Source organism: Streptomyces blastmyceticus (assembly GCF_039521185.1).
Classification (GTDB): domain Bacteria; phylum Actinomycetota; class Actinomycetes; order Streptomycetales; family Streptomycetaceae; genus Streptomyces; species Streptomyces blastmyceticus.
The window spans coordinates 568,895-584,488 of the sequence record NZ_BAAABW010000008.1; the positions used below are offsets into that span (position 1 = coordinate 568,895).

15 protein-coding genes are annotated in these 15,594 nt (G+C 68.1%); 4 read left to right on the forward strand and 11 right to left on the reverse strand.

From position 1 onward, the window contains the following. Positions 1-53: 53 nt before the first annotated feature. The 7 genes from ccsB to hemL all read right to left on the reverse strand — a co-directional run bounded on the left by ccsB (position 54) and on the right by hemL (position 7,926). Positions 54-1,202, reverse strand: coding sequence for a c-type cytochrome biogenesis protein CcsB (gene ccsB, locus ABD269_RS08850; RefSeq protein WP_344117221.1), 1,149 nt, complete (start codon positions 1,200-1,202; stop codon positions 54-56). After that, complete coding sequence (gene resB, locus ABD269_RS08855; RefSeq protein ID WP_344117222.1) at positions 1,199-2,953, reverse strand: cytochrome c biogenesis protein ResB; 1,755 nt, start codon at positions 2,951-2,953, stop codon at positions 1,199-1,201. The genes ccsB and resB overlap by 4 nt, the downstream gene beginning before the upstream one ends. A gap of 4 nt (positions 2,954-2,957) precedes the next feature. Next, positions 2,958-3,695 (reverse strand): cytochrome c biogenesis CcdA family protein, encoded by a 738-nt coding sequence (locus ABD269_RS08860; RefSeq protein ID WP_301894430.1) that lies wholly within the window; start codon positions 3,693-3,695, stop codon positions 2,958-2,960. A gap of 40 nt (positions 3,696-3,735) precedes the next feature. Then, positions 3,736-4,359 (reverse strand): TlpA family protein disulfide reductase, encoded by a 624-nt coding sequence (locus ABD269_RS08865; protein ID WP_301886544.1) that lies wholly within the window; start codon positions 4,357-4,359, stop codon positions 3,736-3,738. Positions 4,360-4,482: 123 nt separating this feature from the next. Further along, the gene (locus ABD269_RS08870; protein ID WP_301894429.1) at positions 4,483-5,694 is read right to left on the reverse strand and encodes a polysaccharide deacetylase family protein; all 1,212 of its coding nucleotides are present in this window, start codon (positions 5,692-5,694) and stop codon (positions 4,483-4,485) included. A 169-nt stretch (positions 5,695-5,863) separates the two neighbouring features. Beyond that, on the reverse strand, positions 5,864-6,568 hold the full coding sequence (locus ABD269_RS08875) for a histidine phosphatase family protein (protein WP_344117223.1): 705 nt from the start codon (positions 6,566-6,568) through the stop codon (positions 5,864-5,866). A 20-nt stretch (positions 6,569-6,588) separates the two neighbouring features. Further along, positions 6,589-7,926, reverse strand: a complete 1,338-nt coding sequence (gene hemL / locus ABD269_RS08880; protein WP_344117224.1) for a glutamate-1-semialdehyde 2,1-aminomutase — start codon at positions 7,924-7,926, stop codon at positions 6,589-6,591. 384 nt (positions 7,927-8,310) lie between these two features. Between hemL and ABD269_RS08885 the strand changes: the two genes are divergently transcribed. Further along, a complete protein-coding gene (locus tag ABD269_RS08885; protein WP_116212620.1) occupies positions 8,311-8,844 on the forward strand; it encodes an NUDIX hydrolase in 534 nt (177 codons plus the stop codon). Between the two features lie 7 nt (positions 8,845-8,851). Here the strand turns inward: ABD269_RS08885 and ABD269_RS08890 are convergent, their stop codons facing one another. Next, entirely contained in the window at positions 8,852-10,162 is a 1,311-nt protein-coding gene (locus tag ABD269_RS08890) for an NsdA family TPR-like regulatory protein (RefSeq protein WP_344117226.1), read from the reverse strand. A gap of 189 nt (positions 10,163-10,351) precedes the next feature. On the opposite strand from ABD269_RS08890, the gene ABD269_RS08895 reads away from it, so the two are divergent. From ABD269_RS08895 to ABD269_RS08905, 3 genes are all read left to right on the forward strand, one after another. Beyond that, positions 10,352-10,711: an ATP-binding protein gene (locus ABD269_RS08895; RefSeq protein ID WP_344117228.1), complete on the forward strand. Its 360-nt coding sequence runs from the start codon at positions 10,352-10,354 to the stop codon at positions 10,709-10,711. Continuing rightward, positions 10,711-10,923, forward strand: coding sequence for a hypothetical protein (locus tag ABD269_RS08900; protein ID WP_344117229.1), 213 nt, complete (start codon positions 10,711-10,713; stop codon positions 10,921-10,923). The genes ABD269_RS08895 and ABD269_RS08900 overlap by 1 nt, the downstream gene beginning before the upstream one ends. 581 nt (positions 10,924-11,504) lie before the next feature. Continuing rightward, complete coding sequence (locus tag ABD269_RS08905; protein WP_344117230.1) at positions 11,505-11,804, forward strand: hypothetical protein; 300 nt, start codon at positions 11,505-11,507, stop codon at positions 11,802-11,804. Between the two features lie 230 nt (positions 11,805-12,034). On the opposite strand, the gene ABD269_RS08910 is transcribed toward ABD269_RS08905, so the two are convergent. The 3 genes from ABD269_RS08910 to ABD269_RS08920 all read right to left on the reverse strand — a co-directional run bounded on the left by ABD269_RS08910 (position 12,035) and on the right by ABD269_RS08920 (position 15,058). Continuing rightward, positions 12,035-12,622, reverse strand: coding sequence for a hypothetical protein (locus tag ABD269_RS08910; RefSeq protein ID WP_344117231.1), 588 nt, complete (start codon positions 12,620-12,622; stop codon positions 12,035-12,037). Then, the gene (locus tag ABD269_RS08915) at positions 12,619-13,791 is read right to left on the reverse strand and encodes an HBL/NHE enterotoxin family protein (protein WP_344117232.1); all 1,173 of its coding nucleotides are present in this window, start codon (positions 13,789-13,791) and stop codon (positions 12,619-12,621) included. The genes ABD269_RS08910 and ABD269_RS08915 overlap by 4 nt, the downstream gene beginning before the upstream one ends. Before the next feature lie 82 nt (positions 13,792-13,873). Continuing rightward, positions 13,874-15,058: an HBL/NHE enterotoxin family protein gene (locus ABD269_RS08920; RefSeq protein ID WP_344117233.1), complete on the reverse strand. Its 1,185-nt coding sequence runs from the start codon at positions 15,056-15,058 to the stop codon at positions 13,874-13,876. Positions 15,059-15,594 lie beyond the last annotated feature (536 nt).

Here is a 15,594-nt window from a genome sequence, read left to right on the forward strand (position 1 = left end):
AAGCACGACGGCCCGCCCTCCGGGAGGAGGGCGGGCCGTCGCGTACGGAGCGGTCAGACGCCGGCGTAGGAGTGCTTGCCGGTGACGAAGATGTTCACGCCGTAGTAGTTGAAGATGTAGCAGGCGAACGCGGCCAGCGCGATGTACGCGGCCTTGCGGCCCTTCCACCCGGCGGTGGCGCGGGCGTGCAGGTAGCAGGCGTAGGCGACCCAGGTGATGAAGGACCAGACCTCCTTGGGGTCCCAGCCCCAGTAGCGGCCCCAGGCGGCCTCGGCCCAGATGGCGCCCGCGACGATGGTGAAGGTCCACAGCGGGAAGACGGTCGCGTTGATGCGGTACGCGAACTTGTCGAGCGTGGCGGCGGCGGGCAGCCGGGAGACCGGGTTGTCCGTGCTCCTGGCGATCCTGGCCTTGAGGCGGGCGTACTTGCGGTCCTGCGGCAGCTCGGCGAGGTAGCGGTCGAGACCGGCACCGGTCCGGCCGGTGACCAGGCGGGCCTCGTAGCCGTCACGGATGAGGTACATCAGCGTGGAGCACGCGCCGACCCACAGGGCCGCGCCGGAGAGGATCGCGCAGGAGACGTGGATCCACAGCCAGTACGAGTGGAGGGCGGGCACCAGCTGGTCGCTGTCGGTGTAGAGGACCGACAGGGCCAGGCCCAGGTCGAGCAGGATCGTGGTGGTCAGCGGGAGGCCGAGCCAGCGCACGTTCTTCTTGGCGACCAGCAGGATGAGGTAGACCGCGACGACGACCATGCCGAAGGTCGTGGAGAACTCGTACATGTTGCCCCACGGCGCCCGCTCCACGGACAGCGCCCGGGTGAGGACGGCGCCCGCGTGCAGCAGGAAGGCGAGGACGGTCAGGGAGATGGCGATGCGGCCGTAGACGTCGCCCTTCTCGCTGGTGCCGGCCGCGCCCGGGCCGTCGGGGATGTCGCGGCTGCCGACGGCGGACCGGGTGACGACCTTGGGGCGCTCCAGGACGGCGGTGCCGCCGCCCTGCGCGGCCTTGGCCGCGGCGGCCGGGGCCTGCGCCTCGACGGTGATCGCGGCGGCGGTGCGGCCGACCGCGCTGCGGCTGCCGAACACCCACTCCGCGATGTGCGCGAGGAAGGCCAGGGTGTAGACGGCCATGGCCGAATAGATCAGCACATTGCTGGTATTCGCCAGGTTCTCGTTGGCTGCGGCAGCGATCGAGGTCACGCGCGCGCTCCTTCGGAGGGATCAGCGGAATCTTCGGGCTGAGCGGACTCGGTGGGTTCTTCCGGGGCCACGGGCGGGGCGTCCGGCTGGAGGGCGCCGGCAAGGTCGCCGATCTCCTCGGGCAGCTTGGCGGACTCGCTGCGGCCGAGGCCCGCCATCTCGACGACGGTCCGCCCGTCGGCACCGCGCACGGCCCGCACCCAGACGCGGCGGCGCTGGATGAACAGCGACCCGGCCACACCGACGAGGGCGGCGACCGCGCCGACGAGCGCCATGCTGTTGCCGGGCTGCTGGGAGACCTGGAAGGTGGCCCAGGGCTTGATGCCCTCGAACTTGAGCGTGCCCGCGCCGTCCGGGAGCGTCATGGTGTCGCCGACCTTGAGGTTCTGCGCGAACGGGTTCTTGCCGTCCTTGTACTGCTTCATCTTGGACACGTCGAGCTGGTAGACGCTCTGCGGCAGGCCGGAGTCGATGCCGAGGCTGCCGCGGTAGGCGGTGAGGACCAGCCGCGGATTGTCCAGCGCGGGGAACTTCGAGACCATGGGCATCGCCGGGTCCTGCGTCGGCACGAAGAGGCCCTTGAAGCCGAGCTGGGTCTTGTTGCCGTCCTTGTCCCGGGTGTCCGGCACCTTGATGACCGTGGACTCGGTGACGTTGGCGTCCAGCGGCAGCGAGGCCACCGCGCCGCGGTAGGCGATCTCGCCCTTGCCGTCCCGGACGGTGACGACCGGCGCGTAGCCGTGGCCGATCAGGTAGACCTTCGAGTCCGCCGTCTCCAGCGGCTCGTTCACCTTGATCGTCGTCTTCTTGGGAGCGCCGTCCGCGCCGTCCCAGTACGTGACCCCGGCCTCGTACTTCCGCGGCGTGCCGCGCTGGGGGCCGGTGCGCTCGTACGTGCCCTCGAAGCTGTCCATCGTGAAGCCGAAGGGCTTGAGGTCCTCCGCCTTGAACAGGGAGCCCGACTTGAAGTCGTCGTACTGCGTGAGGGTGTTGGCGAACTTGTCGCCCTCGACCATCAGCTTCTGGCCCTCGGACTTCCACAGCTGCCCGGACGCGAAGGCCAGGAGCATCACGATCAGCGCGATGTGGAAGACGAGGTTGCCGGCCTCGCGCAGATAGCCCTTCTCGGCGGCCACCGCGTCACCGGAGGCCTCCGTGCGGAAGCGCCGCTTCTTGAGCAGCTTCCCCGCCGCCGCGAGCACCTGCTCGGGCTCCGCCTCGGTGTGCCAGGTGGTGTGGACGGGCAGCCGGGTCAGCCGCTTCGGCGCGCCCGGCGGGCGGCCGCGGAGCTGGCCGACGAACTGCCAGGTGCGCGGGATGATGCAGCCGACCAGGGAGGTGAACAGCAGGATGTAGATCGCGGAGAACCACACCGAGGTGTAGACGTGGAAGAGCCCGAGCTTGTCGTAGACGGAGGCGACGGTCTCGTGCGCCTTCTTCCAGTTCTCGGCCTTCACCGCGTCGACGCTCGTCTGGGGGACGAGCGAGCCGGGGATCGTGGCGAGCGAGAGCAGGAAGAGCAGGATCAGCGCGACCCGCATCGACGTCAGCTGGCGCCAGAACCAGCGCACCCAGCCGACGGTCTCCCGCCATGACCAGCCCAGCCACCCCAGGGCTCCGGGGCGGCGCACGCCGCCGAACGAGCCGGGCACCGCCTGGCCGCCGTCCTCGGCGGGCGCAGTGGACAGCTGGGAACCGGCGACGCCGATGTCCTTGTCCTCGGTGGCGGGGGTGGTCTCTGTCTTAGTCATGTGATCAGACCTCGAGAACGAAGGATTGCGACCACTGGCGCATCATGCCGATCAGGTGGTCCCAAGCGCCGGTGAGCAGCAGCACGCCGACCGTGATGAGCATGGCGCCGCCGAGCCTCATGACCCACGCATAGTGCCGCTTGATCCAGCCGAACGCGCCGAGAGCGCGCCGGAAGGCGAGGGCGGCGAGTATGAACGGCAGGCCGAGGCCCAGGCAGTAGGCGAACATCAGCAGCGCGCCGCGCCCGGCGCTGCCCTGGTTGAGGGCGAGGAACTGGACGGAGGCGAGCGTCGGGCCGATGCAGGGCGTCCAGCCGACGCCGAACATCGCGCCCAGCAGCGGCGCGCCGGCCAGCCCCATCGTCGGCCTGCGGTGGAAGCGGAACTCCCGCTGGCCCCAGCGGGAGAGCAGGCCCATGAAGGCGAGGCCCATCACGATGGTGAGGACGCCGAGGACCTTGGAGATCGTGGCCTGGTAGCTCTGGAGGTCCTGGCCGAAGTTGCCGAACAGCGCGCCGCCGGAGACGAAGACCGCGCTGAAGCCGAGCACGAAGAGCAGCGACCCGGCGAGCATCCGGCCGCGCTTGGCCTCCGCCATGTCCGTGCCGCTGACGCCTGTGACGTAGGAGAGGTAGCCGGGCACGAGCGGCAGCACACAGGGCGAGAAGAAGGAGACCAGCCCGCCGAGTACGGCGACGGGCAGGGCGAGCAGCAGGGCGCCGGTGAGGACGGTCTGGTTCATGTCCCCGACGGCGGCGGCGAGGGTGACGGTGGTCACCGGGTCACTTCTCCGCGACGAGCGGGTCGAGCGTCTTGCGCAGCTCGTCCTCGGTCAGCGCCTTGATCGCCCGTGCCGCGATCTTGCCGTTGCGGTCGACGAAGACGGTCGAGGGGATCGACTGGGGGCTGAGGCTGCCCTTGGGGAAGCGGAGCAGCAGCTGGCCGCCGGAGTCGTAGAGGCTCGGGTACGGGACCTCGAACTCCTTCTCGAACCGCAGGGCCGGGGCGGGGTCGGTGTCGCGGGTGTTGATGCCCACGAACTGGACGCCCTTGTCCTTGTAGTCGTTGGCGACCGTGACGAGGTTCTTCGCCTCGCCGCGGCAGGGGGAGCACCAGGAGCCCCAGACGTTGAGGACGACGACCTTGCCCTTGTAGTCCTTGGCGACGTCGAGTTCCTTGCCCTCCAGCGTCTTGCCCGAGAGGTCCGGCGCGTTCTGCCGGGCACTCTTGTCGTTCACGACGCTCACGCCGCCGGTGCCCTGCACGAACTGGGTCTGACCCCCGCTCTTCGGGTTGTCACCCGAGCCACAGGCGGTCAGGGTCAGGGCCGCGAGGGCGGTGCAGGCGGCCAGCAGGGTGGTGCGACGGCGGGATTCGGGGCGTCGAAGGGCGCGGCAGGCACTCATGTGAAAAGTTTCGCATGGTCCGTTTAGGGATCTTCCGCACCCCCCTCCGGGGCCCCTCTAACGAGTATGCGCACGGGGGAGCGGCCCGCACCGCCCCGCCCGCCACCCCTCCCCCGCCGGCGTTCAGTCGCTCTTGGCGTGCCACTTCTCGCCGACGTCGAACTGGGCCAGCTTCTTGAGGACGGCCGGGTCCTGGGCGTCCAGCCAGTCGACGAACTGCCGGAAGGACAGCAGCCGGACGTCCTTGCGCTTCTCGTCGGCGATGTATTTCAGCGCCTCTTCGACGGCGTCCATATAGATGCCGCCGTTCCACTGTTCGAAGTGGTTGCCGACATAGAACGGCGCGCGATTCGTTTCGTACGCGCGGTCGAAGCCCGCGATATAGGAATCGGTGGCCTGGCGGCGCCAGTGGTCGTAGTGCTCCGAGGGGCCCCGGGTGGTGTTCTTCGACTGATTGGCGAGGATGTTGTAGTCCATCGAAAGGACTTCGAACGAATGGCCGGGAAAGGGCATCTGCTGCAACGGCAGATCCCAGATGCCGTGCCTTTTGCCCGGCCACACCTGAGTGCCGCCGGGGTTGCTCGCGTCGTAGCGCCAGCCCAGCTTCTTGGCGGTCGGCAGGAGATTGTCCTGCCCCAGCAGACACGGCGTGCGGCTGCCGCAGAGTTCCTTGCGGTAGTCGAAGGGCAGCGGTTCCAGGTCCTTGAAGCCGGTGTTCGTCCGCCACTCGGTGACGAAGGAGACGGCCTGCTCGATCTCCGACTCCCAGTCCTCGGGGGTCCACTGGGCGACCGAGCCGGAGCCGGAGCAGAAGTGCCCGTTGAAGTGGGTGCCGATCTCGTGGCCGTCGAGCCAGGCCTCGCGCACGTTCTCCAGGGTCGCCTTGATGTGCTCGTCGGTGAGGTAGCCGATGTCGGAGGCGCCCACCGGGTTGTTCGGCGGTTTGTAGAGGTCCTTCTTCGACTCGGGCAGGCAGTACAGCCCGGACAGGAAGAAGGTCATGTGCGCGCCGTGGTCCCGGGCGAGCTTGCGGAAGCGCGGGAAGAGGCCGTTGCCGACCTCGCCCGCGCCGTCCCAGGAGAAGATCACGAACTGCGGCGGCTTCTGCCCCGGCTCCAGCCGCTCCGGCTTGGGCGGCTGGTTGGGCTGCGGCCCGGCGTCGGCCGTGGAACCGTCGCCGATCGGGCTCGCCTTGGCCCGCTCGCTCGCCTTGGCCGAGGGGTCGTGTTTCTCGGAGCCCGCGGGACCGGAGCAGCCGGCGACGCCGGTCAGCGCGGCGGCCGCTCCCGCGCCCACTCCCATGCCGAGGAGACCTCGTCGGCTGATCTCGCGCATGTCGTCTCCGTCCGTACTCGCCACGCCTCCATACACCTTGTCGTCCATATAAAACGACATTGCGTGAGACGGCGCGTCGAGTACGGCGGTTGCGCGATTTCGCCGGTCTTTACGGCGCTTTACCCGGAATTAGACCGGCGGTCGCCAAGGTCTCCGGACGGCCTTACGCTCAGGCACCGAATGCCTTGGCCCCGCCCTTTACCGGCTTCGCGCCCGCGAGCAGATGAGCCGGGACCAGATCCCGGGCCGGCTCGCTGTAGCCGACCGACACGATTTTGTCCCCCCTGAAGGTGAACGTCGTCAGGCTCGCCAAAGTGCACTGACGTTTACGCGGGTCGTGCCACAGCCGCCGCCGCTCCGCGAAACTCCGCACGATCCAGATCGGCAGCTGGTGGCTCACGCAGACGGCCTCGTGACCGCGCGCCGCGTCGCGGGCCGCGCCGAGCGCGCCCATCATCCGCACGACCTGCTCGACATAGGGCTCGCCCCACGACGGGCGGAAGGGGTTCGTCAGGTACTTCCAGTTGGCCGGCTTCTTCAGCGCGCCGTCGCCGACGCCGAACGTCTTCCCCTCGAAGACGTTCTCCGCCTCGATCAGCCGCTCGTCCGTCGCCAGGTCCAGGCCGTGCGCCTTGGCGATCGGGTGCGCCGTCTCCTGCGCGCGCTCCAGCGGGGAGGCGACCACATGCGTGATGTCGCGCCCCGCCAGGTGCTCGGCGACCCGGTCGGCCATCCGCAGCCCCAGCTCGGAGAGGTGATAGCCCGGCTTGCGCCCGTAGAGCACGCCCTCCGGGTTGTGGACCTCGCCGTGCCGCATCAGGTGCACAACGGTGATCTCGCCGCCGCCCTTGGCCTTGCCGGCTTCGTTGCTCATGCCAGTGGTCATCCCGTCCGTCATTCCGTCGCCTCGGCAGCCGCCCGCGCCGCGGCCGGCAGCGCCGCCGCGATCCGCTCGATCGCCGCACTGTCATGAGCCGTCGAGACGAACCACGACTCGAACGCCGACGGCGGCAGGTACACGCCCTGCGCCAGCATCGAGTGGAAGAAGGCGTTGAAGCGGAACGACTGCTGCGCCTTCGCCTGCTCGTAGTCCGTGACCTCGCGGTCGGTGAAGAACACGGAGAACATGTTCGACGCCGTCTGGAGCCGGTGCGCCACACCCTCCTTGGTCAGGGCCGCGGTCACCAGGCCGCCGATCTCCGCGGCGACCGCGTCCACCTTCTCGTACGCCGCGTCGTCCAGCAGCCGCAGCTGGGCGAGGCCCGCCGCCGTCGCGACCGGGTTACCGGAGAGCGTGCCCGCCTGGTAGACCGGGCCCGCCGGGGCCAGGTGCCCCATCACGTCGGCGCGGCCGCCGAACGCCGCCGCCGGGAAGCCGCCGCCCATGACCTTGCCGAAGGTCAGCAGGTCCGGCCGCACGCCGTCGACGCCGTACCAGCCGGCCCTGCTCGTGCGGAAGCCGGTCATGACCTCGTCCGAGATGAACAGCGCGCCGTTCTTGGCGCAGGCCGCCTTCAGACCCGCGTTGAAGCCCGGCTTCGGCGGGACCACGCCCATGTTGCCCGGCGACGCCTCCGTGATCACACAGGCGATCTCGCCCGGGTGCGCGTGGAAGGCGGCGTGCACGGCCTCCAGGTCGTTGTACGGCAGCACGATCGTGTCGCCCGCCTGCGCGCCCGTCACCCCGGGCGTGTCCGGCAGCCCGAAGGTCGCCAGACCCGAACCCGCCGCGGCCAGCAGCGCGTCCACGTGGCCGTGGTAGCAGCCCGCGAACTTGATCACCTTGGCGCGGCCGGTGAAGCCGCGCGCGAGCCGGATCGCCGACATCGTCGCCTCGGTGCCGGACGACACCAGGCGCACCTGCTCCACGGGCTCGACCCGGGAGACGATCTCCTCGGCGAGCGCCACCTCGCCCTCGCCCGGCGTACCGAAGGACGTGCCGCGGGCGACGGCGTCCTGGACGGCCGCGATCACCTCGGGGTGCGCGTGACCGAGGATCATCGGCCCCCACGAACACACGAGGTCCACATACTCACGGCCGTCGGCGTCCGTCAGGTACGGACCGGTACCGGAGACCATGAACCGGGGCGTACCGCCCACGGCGCGGAAGGCACGCACGGGAGAGTTCACGCCACCGGGCGTCACGACAGCGGCACGGTCGAAGAGCGTCTGCGAGACTGGGGCTTCATAAGCAAAAGGTAGTTCGGGGCTGACCTGCGAAGACTCGTTCACTGACCTGCTCCATTCGTCCGCTGCTTGCCCTGGCCCGCGTCCCCAGCCACCTGCTGGCCGCGTGCATCCACCACGCCCCACGCCGCTCCTCGCGACGCGGAGAGGCTGCCCACGCGGGCGCGCGCGGGAGCCCCTTCTACGTACTCATCTGCCATGCCGACAGGGTACGTCCCGGGCTATCTGCGCCGGGTCGGCCCGGTATCCGGCACACCCCAGCCGCATTAGGGGCCATCTGTACAGACAGCTTGATGTGCCCTTGATCAAGCACCAGGTCCGCGGATATCCCGGCCACGCTCATCGTCACTCAGCGATGTTGATCGCACTCCTCCACCCTCGCACCGGCCTCTGGGATGCTGGGCGTTGACGGCGAGAGGGGCAACACGCATGCAGTGGAAGACCTATGGCGAACGACAGATCTATACGAATTCCTGGGTGAACCTGTGCCTTGTCGATGTTGAGCAGCCCGACGGGCGGCGCTGGGAGCATCACGTGGTGCGGCTTCGCCACCTGGCTGTGGCAGCGGTGGTCAACGACCGGCGTGAGGTTCTGATGATGTGGCGCCATCGCTTCATCACGGACGCGTGGGCGTGGGAGCTGCCCATGGGGTTGATCGAAGAGGGAGAGACCCCCGAAGAGGCTGCCGCTCGCGAGGTCGAGGAAGAGACCGGCTGGCGGCCTGGGCCGATCAAGCCGCTGATCTACGCCGAGCCCGCGAACGGGATCACGGACTCGCAGCACCACGTGTTCCGGGCCGACGGCGCCACGTACATCGGGCCGCCGACAGAGAAGAACGAGTCCGACCGGATCGAGTGGATCCCGCTGGAGCAGGTGCGCGGCATGATCGACCGTCGCGAGATCGTCAGCAGCGGCTCACTCGTCGGTCTGCTCTACGTGCTCATGGATGAATCGATTCGCTGACCGGCTCTCACCGGAGGGCGGCCCGTATCTGCGTCTCGAACGCCCTGACCGCGGGCGCCTTCCGGTGAGGCACCAGCAACTCGTGGAACTCGCGTAGATGCCCTGCGACTCTCTCGGAGTCGACAGCGGAAGCGATCTCCAGTGCGCCGCCTGCGGTGTGGCACGCCTGGTCGAGGTTGCCGCGTTGCAGCTGGATGTTCGCCAGCCAGAACGAGTGGAAGGCGCGGCCGCGGTGATTGCCCGAGTGCCCGCGCCTCAGAGCCTCGGCCACGAGCGGCTCGGCGGCATCGGCTTCCCCGAGTCGACCGTGGGCGATGCCGGTGTCCACGATCAGCTTGGGCTCGTCGAAGTACGCGACCCACGACGGATCGTCGTCCGCGTCGGAGATCCGCTCGAAGTGACTGTGCGCGTCCTTGATCGCGGCGTGGGTGGCCGAGCGGTTGCTCATGGACGCGTGGGCGAACGCTTCCCGCAGGGACAGCATCGACATGACGCGCGGCGTACCGCCGTGCCATCGGGCACAGTCCTGGGCCGCGGTCGAGAGCGCGACCGCGTCCGCCGGGCGGTCTTCGTAGGTCGCTTGCAGACTCATGCACGAGAGCACGTTCGCCATGAAGGGGCGGTCATCGACCGCCTTGGCCAGTTGCAGTGCCTCGGCGAAGTAGGTGCGGGCCTGGCTGTACTGCCGGGCGTCGAAGTACGTCCAGCCGGTGAGCCGTGCGAGCTCCGCAGCGACGCCGTAGAGGTTGCGGCGGTACTCACCTTCGCCGGCTTCCTTCAGCAGCTCCACGACGTAGCGCAGCTGTCCTACGACGGCGGGGCGGAGCGTCTCACCACCGTGCTCGTCGTCGCGTCGCCAGTAGTCCTCAATCGACGAGTGGAGCGCACGGACCGTGGACGGGCTGAGCTTGGGACCGGCAGCCACGGCAAGGATGCTGTCCAGATCCGCTCCGGGGAGCGCACACACCGGGTTGGCGGGGGCAGACAGGGCTACGCCCGCAGGCCGGTACGAGGGGGCGGCGACAGGTGTTGGCTCCCAGTCCCGGCGGGCCAGCCCGAGCATGTGGCCGGGGATGCGCAGGCCATCGGCGATCCGCTCGATGACGTTCATGTCCCTGATCCCGCGTGGACCGACGATGATCTCGCCGATGCGGCTCTGGGTCATGTCGACAAGGCGTGAGATGCGTGCATTGTTGAACCCGGCGCGATTGGCAAGCTTGAAGATCTTCCCGAAGTCGCGCTCACGACAAGCCGCGACCATGGCCGGGCTGGACAGCAACTGCGCCGGTAATCCCACCTGTTGCGAGGGCTGAGGCATGCGAGTGCTCCGAGTCGGGTGACCTGCACTGATCGTCTCTGCGGTGCCGCCTGAGGTGATGCTACCCACTGTGGGTATCCCAATGGGCCTTATTGCGGCCCCTGTGCAACCGCGACGCTGTGAGGCATGGAGCAGACAGTTGTTTCTATGAACGGGCAGGCTGTGGTGCGGCGTTGGTCGCCACGCCCGATGTCCGTCAGACGCGCGCGGGGCGAACTGAGCAGCGCCCTGGCGAATTGGGGTCTGGCGGCGGTCGAGGACGCGGCGCTCCTGGTGCTCTCCGAGCTGATGACGAACGCCGTCGTCCACGCCCGCGTGTCACCGGGGCGGGAGATCGAGACGCAGTTCCTCCCTCAGCCCAACGGAGTACGCATCCAGGTTGACGACGCCGACGACACCCGCCCTCAGCTCCGCGATCAGGCCATCGAGAGCGGCCGGGGCCTCGTCCTGGTGGCCAAGTTGTCGGACCGCTGGGGCGTGAGCGGCCGGAACGGGGTCGGGAAGTCGGTGTGGGCCGTGGTGACGGCACCGCGTGAAGGGCGGGCGTGATGCGCTTGCTGGCGTACATGGTCCAGCGCGGCGACATGGTGACCGTCGGCGACGAGCAACGGCAGGTCAAGGAAGCCCGCTTGCTCCACCTCTCCCACGGGCGCAGCGAGGTCGTGATGGTGTTCAAAACCGGCCCCTCGATAAGGGTCAACGCGAACGCCGTGACCAGAGTTCAGCGCACCTGGCGGCAGCCACGCCGGGAAGCGCGCTGACGGCAGCCCGGACAGGGCCCGGTCAGCCTCGATAGGCAGGGCGCGGCCGTCAGGCAGGAAGGACGGCTGCGCCTCTTCAACTCCCCCGGCACGGAACGCCCGCAGCGCGGCCCCCAACGCGCCGCGCTGCGGACGCTCGCCGTCAAACGTGCCGGAGGGGATGGCAGCGGTTGCCTGCTCCAGCCGCTGCCAGCGGTCCGGCCCCTTGGTGACGTACGGAACCAGGGGCCGGACCGTGCGCAGCAACCAGACCGGGCGCGGTCGCCGATTCCCTCGGAGGGGACGGCGGCCTCGTCCTTGATTCCTCGGTACGGGCTCCACCGTTTGGCAGGTCGGCCCGTATTTGAGAGAGGCGGTGTTGTCCGTGCACCGCCTGCGGCCTTGCTCCGGTTGGTTACCGGAGCAAGGCCGCACACACCAGACATGAGACCGGACCACCCCTTACACCTTGGCGGGCGGGGGTGGTCCGGAAGGGATCTCGAGGACCCCGGTGCCGATGGTACCGGGGCTCTCGTCGTGCGTTCGTGCGACGCCCCACAAGATCCAGGATCAGACAAGATTCTTTGAGGGGTGGAGAGTTGATGTTCGGGCCGGGTGATGAGGCGTTCGAGATCGGTGACGTGGAGTTCGGGGCTGAGGAGTTCGACCCGGACGCGGCGCTGTGGGTGCGCGGGGTGGACTACGTGACGGGCTGGGCTGCGGCGCGTGACGCGGCGGCAGAGCTCGGTCAGGCGCTGATGTCAGCGGGCGTGGAGGCGTCCGGGGTGCGGCTGCGGGCGGGCTCGGCGGCGGACGGCTCGGGAGTGGTGCGGGTGGAATTGTCGACGGCTGCGGCGGCGGAGGTGACGCGGGTGGTGGCGCGGTTCAGGAAGGCGAGCTGAGCGGTGTTCTGTGGGCCTTCGTCATGGTGGGCCTAGGGACAATACCAGTGACTCTACGACTGCCAAGTCCGCCACAGGGCAACGTCTCCGCAGGTCAGGTGGCTGAACTTGCCCCTACATCACTGGTATTGCCGCTAGGCGTTGTTCAGGCCCAGGTGCCGACTGAATGGTGCGTGGTGGACCTGGGCACCCCAATCAGATTGGACCCGCCCTGGTTACCCCGGCCCGCTTCAGGCCGCCTGCCCCACGAGCTTCGTCGCATAATCCATCGTCCGCTTCCACTCGTTGAGCGCCCCGGCGTGGCCGGACGGCATCCCCGCCAGGTGCAGGGCCTCCTTCGCGGCGGCGCCCATGCCGTACATCCCGGTGTACAGCGGGGTCAGTGCGGCGGCGGCGGTCTCGGCCGCCGTGACGCACGCCTGCCAATCGCCCTTGAACCTGTCGCGCGGGGTCTCGCCGCTCAGGGCAGCCCTCTCGTCGCCGAACTGCCCGATGTAGCTGTGCAGCAGCCTGATCTTCGTGTTGTCCTTAGCGTCGTCGAAATCGCGCAGCACCGGCTGGATGTGCTGCTTGAGCCCGTCGACATCCTTCCGGTCGAGAAGATCGGCGAACGGCGTCGCCCGCAGATTCCCGCAGGCATCCTTGATCCACTGCGTCAGATTGCACAGGTAGCTGCTCACGCACCGGACGTCGTCGTTCATGGCACTCGCCGCCTGGCTGCCGCCAACGGTGCTGACGTCCCAGAGGTAGGCGTGCAGGGCCTTCTGCGTGGTGGCGATCGCGGCGTCGAATGTGGCCAGCAGAGGTGTCTGGTTCATGCGGCTCCTTGCCGGTCGACGCGGGTGGTGTCGACGTTGTCCTGGATGCCCTCCAGGCCGTCCAGGACGAACTTCGCGGTCTTCTGCCCCGCCTGCCAGTCGTTGAGTGCGGCGGCGAAGAATGTGCCCACGTCCTTGACGAGCTGGGCCGGATCGGCATGCGGGGCGTCGATCGCCTGTATCTGTGCGTCCAGAGCGTCACCGTGGGCGTCCCACATGCCGACAAGGCCGTCGGCTCCAGTGACACTGTTGTGGTTGCTGCTGGCGAAGGTGGCCACTGCCTGCTGGGCCGCGCTGAAAGAGGCGATGGAGGCTTGGAGCACGGACAGGCTCTCCTGGAGATTGAGCAATTCGCTCTTCTCCTTGTTGAGGTCGACATCGCTCACCGTGTGCCCGCTGTGGTCCTTCAGCCGGCCGATACCTGCGTCGATGAACCCGATCCCGGCGTCCGATTTGTCGGCGATGGTGAAGATGCCGCCGATCACGATCAGGACGATGCCCTCCCCTACCTCGATGACGCCTTGGGCGATCTTCGCGAGGTCGTCCGCCAGCTGCCGGCCGAGCACGTCGAGGCGCCCTTTGAGCTTCTCGATGATGCCGCCCTGGCCGGTGATGGCCTTCTCAGCGGTCTGCCGGTCGGTGTCGAAGGCGGCGCTGTCCCCGTTGACCAGTACGGCGAAGTTCGTGAGGTCAGTGCGCAGATCGCGGGCAGGGCCCTTCCGGCTTTCGCCCACGTCGTCCCGCAATATGGACAGTTGATTACGGGCATCGCTCAACGCCTTGCGCTGCTTACTTGTATCGGAACCTGCGGCTTTGAGCTGCTGGATGGCCTCTTCGGCCGCCACACCGAATAGATCGGCGTATCCGTGGACGTCGGAGGCCGTACTCAGGAACTGCTGGAGAAGACGGTTCCGCCAGGATCGCCCATGCCGCTGAGCGGCTTGGGTGTGCGTGGCGATACCGCTCAGCGCCGTCACGGCTTCGTCGGCCACTAATTGGTCGAGCTTTTCCAGCTCCGTCCGGACCTGGGGAAGGTCCTTCAGGTCCTCGAACTGCAGGGGATAGGTCAGCTCAATGCACCCAATCAGGCTCTGCACGGCGAGCGCGGGAGCATGTGAGCCCAGGAGGGCGGACTGCACAGGTGGAGAGATCTTCGGCGTCTGGGGCATGTAGGTACTTCCTGGAGAAGAGAAAGAGCGGGACCGTACGGCCTGGGGAGGGTCCGCAGCTGGTCCCTCCCCAGGGGAGCGGTCAGGCCGCCTGGAGCTCCACACTCGGGATGTGCGTCTTCGGCTCGTCCGTGAGACCGGTCAGCGCGGTCCTGATGTTGTCCGCGTTGGTCTGCACCACCGCCCATTCCTTCAGGGCGGCCTTGGTGAAGTCGATGGCCTTGGTCAACGCGAGGTCGATCTGAGAGCCACCCGCCTTGAGCGCCGATTCGATGTCGTGCCGCTCCTGCTTCAGGGCCTCCTGCTGCCCGAGCCACGCGGCGTGCAGCTGACCAGCTCCAGTTGCCGCGTTTTGTGCCGCGGTCTTGAGCTGACCGAGAACCGACTTGGCGGAGTTGAAGGACGTCACGCACGCGTGCAGGACATGCAACTCTGTCTCCGCCGAGGCCAGCTCGCCCTGCTTCTTCTTGAGGTCGATGCCCGCGACGGTGGTCATCGCCACGCCGCCGCCCCCGACGAGGACTCCGCCGGCGATCACGGTGAGTCCGATCCCCGTGCCCACCCCGGTCGCGATGAGGATGCCGCCGACAACGCCGGCCACGACACCAGCAACGACCATGATCGCGCCACCGGCGATCATCGCGTTGTCTTTCGCGATGGCCGAGTGCAGGGAGTCGATCTCGCTGGAGATCGTGTTGAGGAGTCCCGTGTCGCCGTTGAGGAGTGCGACGACCTTGGTGTTGTCCCCGTCGAAGGCCCGGTAGTCCTCCTCGACGTCGGCCTGGAAGGTCCCCAACCGCTTGACGAGCTTCTCCACGGCCTCCAGGTAGGACTCGACGTCCTCCTCGATCGTCTGCAGCTGATCCTGAGCTTCCTTCAGGGCCCTGCGCTTCTGCTGGTCGCCGCCGCTCTCCTTGGCCTTCTGCAGCGCGGCGGGCAACTCACTCAGGGCCGCGCTGATGAGGTCACCGTGACCGTAGATGTTCTCGTTGGTCCCGATCATGCCCTGCAGCAAGTTGGGATCCGTGTTCCAGTCATTCGCGTGGCCCCGCGCCTTGCCGAGGTGCGTGTTGATCTGGTCGAGCGCCGCCAGGCCGTCGTCGACGACGTGCTTCTGGTCGGTCGGCAACTCGTCCTTGAACTTGTCGTTTTCCTGAAGCGTCTTGGTGTCCATGTTGGTCTGCTTGGTCACCATCTGCGTGAACATCTGCACCGCCAGGCCCGGACCGTGCGAAGCCTGCAGGGCATCAGCGAATGTGACTGCCATCGTGATCGTCTCCGTTCCCCGGTGACCGTCTACCGACCGAATGGAGCGATCCTCACACCAGGTGACGAATGCTCGGCAGAACGTTTTCGGACCTCGGCCGGGATGTGGGCTTTCGGCCAGCAGGATTCGACGCAAACCGACGGCGGGTCGTCAGGCCGGAGTCGCCTGACGTGCCGGAAATACCATCACGAGAGCCTATTTTTGGCGTAATCTCCCAACCCGTCATGGCCGGGCGGACACCCTTGCCACGAATGCCGGGGGCCGAACTCAATGCAATCCGCAGGTCAGAACCCACCACAACCGATGCTGCACCTCATACCCGTGCTTCACTCTGGCCCCTACTCACCGGATTTCTAGTCGTGGATGTTGGAGGGTGCTGCGATGGTGGCCAAGTTTGGACCTCGGCCACGGAAAGACAGCCACGATGGCGGGGCGGCCGGACGATCAGGCGCGCGTGTGCCTCCAGCAACCACCCACCCGGCCCGGCCACGCAATTTGTGCCGTGAACGATGCCGCGCCCGCTCGACGGCCTTGGC

What these genes read in the sequence shown, in the direction of transcription:
- resB (WP_344117222.1), bottom strand. Translation starts at nt 2,953, where the DNA reads ATGACTAAGACAGAGACCACCCCCGCCACCGAGGACAAGGACATCGGC.
- ABD269_RS08860 (WP_301894430.1), bottom strand. Translation starts at nt 3,695, where the DNA reads ATGAACCAGACCGTCCTCACCGGCGCCCTGCTGCTCGCCCTGCCCGTC.
- ABD269_RS08865 (WP_301886544.1), bottom strand. Translation starts at nt 4,359, where the DNA reads ATGAGTGCCTGCCGCGCCCTTCGACGCCCCGAATCCCGCCGTCGCACC.
- ABD269_RS08870 (WP_301894429.1), bottom strand. Translation starts at nt 5,694, where the DNA reads ATGCGCGAGATCAGCCGACGAGGTCTCCTCGGCATGGGAGTGGGCGCG.
- ABD269_RS08875 (WP_344117223.1), bottom strand. Translation starts at nt 6,568, where the DNA reads ATGAGCAACGAAGCCGGCAAGGCCAAGGGCGGCGGCGAGATCACCGTT.
- ABD269_RS08885 (WP_116212620.1), top strand. Translation starts at nt 8,311, where the DNA reads ATGCAGTGGAAGACCTATGGCGAACGACAGATCTATACGAATTCCTGG.
- ABD269_RS08890 (WP_344117226.1), bottom strand. Translation starts at nt 10,162, where the DNA reads ATGCCTCAGCCCTCGCAACAGGTGGGATTACCGGCGCAGTTGCTGTCC.
- ABD269_RS08895 (WP_344117228.1), top strand. Translation starts at nt 10,352, where the DNA reads ATGTCCGTCAGACGCGCGCGGGGCGAACTGAGCAGCGCCCTGGCGAAT.
- ABD269_RS08900 (WP_344117229.1), top strand. Translation starts at nt 10,711, where the DNA reads ATGCGCTTGCTGGCGTACATGGTCCAGCGCGGCGACATGGTGACCGTC.
- ABD269_RS08905 (WP_344117230.1), top strand. Translation starts at nt 11,505, where the DNA reads ATGTTCGGGCCGGGTGATGAGGCGTTCGAGATCGGTGACGTGGAGTTC.
- ABD269_RS08910 (WP_344117231.1), bottom strand. Translation starts at nt 12,622, where the DNA reads ATGAACCAGACACCTCTGCTGGCCACATTCGACGCCGCGATCGCCACC.
- ABD269_RS08915 (WP_344117232.1), bottom strand. Translation starts at nt 13,791, where the DNA reads ATGCCCCAGACGCCGAAGATCTCTCCACCTGTGCAGTCCGCCCTCCTG.
- ABD269_RS08920 (WP_344117233.1), bottom strand. Translation starts at nt 15,058, where the DNA reads ATGGCAGTCACATTCGCTGATGCCCTGCAGGCTTCGCACGGTCCGGGC.